This is a genomic window from Gemmatimonas sp. (assembly GCF_041689975.1).
Taxonomy (GTDB): domain Bacteria; phylum Gemmatimonadota; class Gemmatimonadetes; order Gemmatimonadales; family Gemmatimonadaceae; genus Gemmatimonas.
In genome coordinates this window covers 1-3,101 of record NZ_JBDNFF010000384.1, presented here as the reverse complement: position 1 = coordinate 3,101, position 3,101 = coordinate 1, and the positions used below count along the sequence as shown (strand labels likewise).

At 64.5% G+C, this 3,101-nt stretch carries 3 protein-coding genes; all 3 read right to left on the bottom strand.

Annotated elements, in window-relative coordinates; all coding sequences use genetic code 11:
• A partial coding sequence (locus ACESNG_RS22075) for a zinc-dependent alcohol dehydrogenase family protein (RefSeq protein ID WP_373070885.1) occupies positions 1 to 563 on the bottom strand: 563 nt, incomplete at its 3' end.
• A gap of 40 nt (positions 564 to 603) precedes the next feature.
• Positions 604 to 1,089, bottom strand: a complete 486-nt coding sequence (locus ACESNG_RS22070; protein WP_373057960.1) for a GreA/GreB family elongation factor — start codon at positions 1,087 to 1,089, stop codon at positions 604 to 606.
• Between the two features lie 139 nt (positions 1,090 to 1,228).
• The coding region (locus tag ACESNG_RS22065) for a TonB-dependent receptor (protein WP_373070883.1) at positions 1,229 to 3,101 on the bottom strand (1,873 nt) is incomplete at its 5' end.

Here is a 3,101-nt window from a genome sequence, read left to right as displayed (position 1 = left end):
TCGCCACCCAAGGCGTGCAGTGGCGCGATGGCATCCTCGCGCCGCACCACGTTCACAGTGCGGAGACCCCGGCGCTTGGCGAGTTGAATTACGTACTCGCCCACTCCGCTGTTGGCGGCGTTCTGCATCACCCAATCGCCCGGTGCCAACGCTACGAACTCGGACAAGAGCAGCGACGCCGTGGGCGGATTGACCGACATCATCGCCAGTTGCAGCGGGTCACCGATTGGCGGTAGCGGAATCAGCCCCGCCGCCGACGCCACGAGATGCGACGCCCACGTGCCGGAGCCGATCGGCAACAGCACGCGCTGTCCCACAGCTACCGACGTCACCCCATCACCAAGAGCTGCCACGCGTCCCACACCTTCGTTGCCGCCCACGGCCGGCAGGGGCGGCAACATACCGTATTGGCCGGTGAGCGTGAGCACGTCCGACGGATTGATCGGCGCGGCCAGCATCTCGAGCAACACCTCACCGGCCTGCGGCACGGGCGTCTCATGCGTCACGCATTCGATGACATCCTGCGGGACGGGGCCACGAGTGGTGTATTCGGCACGCTGCATCACAGTGCTCCGGCAACAGGGAGAATTGAAGTCGGGCGAATCAGGCGAGCTCTTCGGCGCCGCGTTCATGGATCGTTGTCAGTTCGACAATCACCAGACGACGAATCTTCTTCGGCAGCTTGAAGATGGTATGCTCCCCGACCGCCCTGCCCTGCAAGGCGCGGCCGATCGGCGACGCCATCGTGACGTGACCTTCCTGCAGTTCACCGGCGTCGCCGAACACCAGTTCATACGCTTCACGCACCTTCGTCTCCTCTTCCTCGACGATCACCTTCGATCCGAGGCCGACACGATCGGTCGCGATCTGCGCGATATCGATGTTCGCGAGCTTCGTCACGCGCTGTGTGAGCTGCCCGAGGCGCGCCTGCACGAACTGCTGGCGTTCCAGTGCCGCCTTGTACTCGCTGTTCTCCTTCAGGTCGCCAAGTTCGACCGCCTTCCGGATTTCAAAGGGAAGCGTGACGTTGAGCTCGTGCGAGAGCTTTTCGACTTCACGCGCCATTTTGGCGATGAGTTCCTGAAACATGCGCAGGTCCACTGAGGCGGGACAGAAAAGACGCGCGCCCGGCCGTTTCCGGACGAGCGCGTGTGTAACCATCTAATATGGCATGGTTTGGTGGGGGTTCAAGACGTGCGCGACGAATTGACACGCCGGCTCTCTCACCTCACGGCTGTACGGACAAGGACAGACGCACGGTGCGCGGGGCTCCGGGCATGATGTTGTTGTTGCCATGCGACGTGGCCGCGTAACGCGTGCCAAGCACGTTCTCGACGTTGACCTGCATGGTCAGCGACAGCGGCAGTGACAAAAAGAGTCCGCCATCGAGGCGCGTGAACGATGGCAGGGTCACGCTATTGTCGATGGCTGCGTAACGCTGGCCCTGATGCACCACACCGGCACCGAGCGACGCGCGTGACGTCACGCGCACCTTGTTCCAGAGCGAGAGTGTGGTGCGAGGCACGAGTGGCACCGTAGCGCCGGCGCGGGCGGCCGACGTGCGACTGAGAAACCGCGCCTGCTGCACCGCCACGCCGCCCACGACGTTCCATCGGGATGTAACGGCACCGGTCACGCCGACCTCCACACCAGTGGTGCGCTGCGCCCCCGTCTGCACCAGAAGGGCGACGTTGGCCGGATCCGGTGCGGCACTGTTCGTCCGGTCGAGGCGATACCACGCCGTGTTGACTTCAAGCGCTTCGGTCGGTGTCCACTTCACGCCCACTTCGCGATTGCGGAATTGCTCCGGCCTGAGCGCAGCTCGGCTCGCCGGGAGCGATGAGAACTGGTCGCCGGCGCTGGGCAGCGATGAGATGCCCACCGATCCGTACAATGACACGGTGCGACCAGGCGTGAACACGATGCCCCCGCGCGGCGACAGCAAGTAGTCCACGCGCTGCGTCACGATGTCGGTGCGATGATCCCTCACTCCTACGGCGAAGCGGTCGTAGCGCACCCCCATCACGAACTGCACGTGGTTACCGACGTGCAGTTGCTCCTGGAGGAACACGGCGGCAACGTTGGCCACGGCGTCGTTGTCAGCGTCGGTTGCACTCGCGCGGAACGACACCGGCGCCACTGCGGCCGTGGCCGTGAGCGGCACGGTGCGCGATGTCGTCACATTATCGAAGTACCCGGTCAGTCGCACGTTATCGGTGGCCTGGCGGCTGAACTCCGTTCCAGTTACCAGTGTCTGTCGCACCGCGCCGAAACGCGACGTGTACACGAGATCACTCTGATTGAACAGGCTGCGGCGGCCCGTGGCCGTGTTGTACGCGCCCAGATTCACCTGCGTCCCGGCGGCATTCACGGCGCTCGACGCGAACACGTTCTGATAGAACTTGTCGTACTGCACCGCACGGCTGTGCGTGCGCAGCGTGAGGCCACGGCTGTTGTCGTACTCGGCCATCAGGTGCGCGCCGTCCACCGTCATGGTGGAGAGATTACGATCGGGGTCACCGACGAACGTGCGCCAGTCGAGCGCGGACGGGCGTCCGTTGGCTGACGGGATGCCGCGATCGACCGTGCGCCGGTCAACGAAGCGTTCCACGCCGGCGCGCACCATTGTCGGACCAGCGCGGAACGCGATCGTGGGATTGAAACCACTTTTCTCGTACGACATGAAGTCGCGGAAGGAGCCACTCTTCTCATGCAGCGCGTTCACGCGCGCCGCGAACTGCGACGTGATCCCCTGCCCGACATCGAGCGTGACGCGACGCTGGTCGAAGGAGCCCGTCTCCAGACTTCCGCTATGGGTGGGTGTCCACTCGGCCGGCTTCATGACCCGATTGATCACCCCGCCGCCACCACCGCGACCGAAAGCGAGCGCGTTGGCTCCTTTCAGTGCTTCGATCTGCGCCACGTTGTAGCTATCGCGGTAGTACTCGACGTCGTCGCGGACGCCGTCCACGAAGAAATCGGCGGTCGTGCTCTGTCCACGGATCGTGGGGGCGTCGCGGTGCCCTTCGCCTTGCCCCATGGTGACGCCCGGGACGTACTCCATGGCGCGGGCCATCGTTTGCAGGCCGAGGTCGCGCATG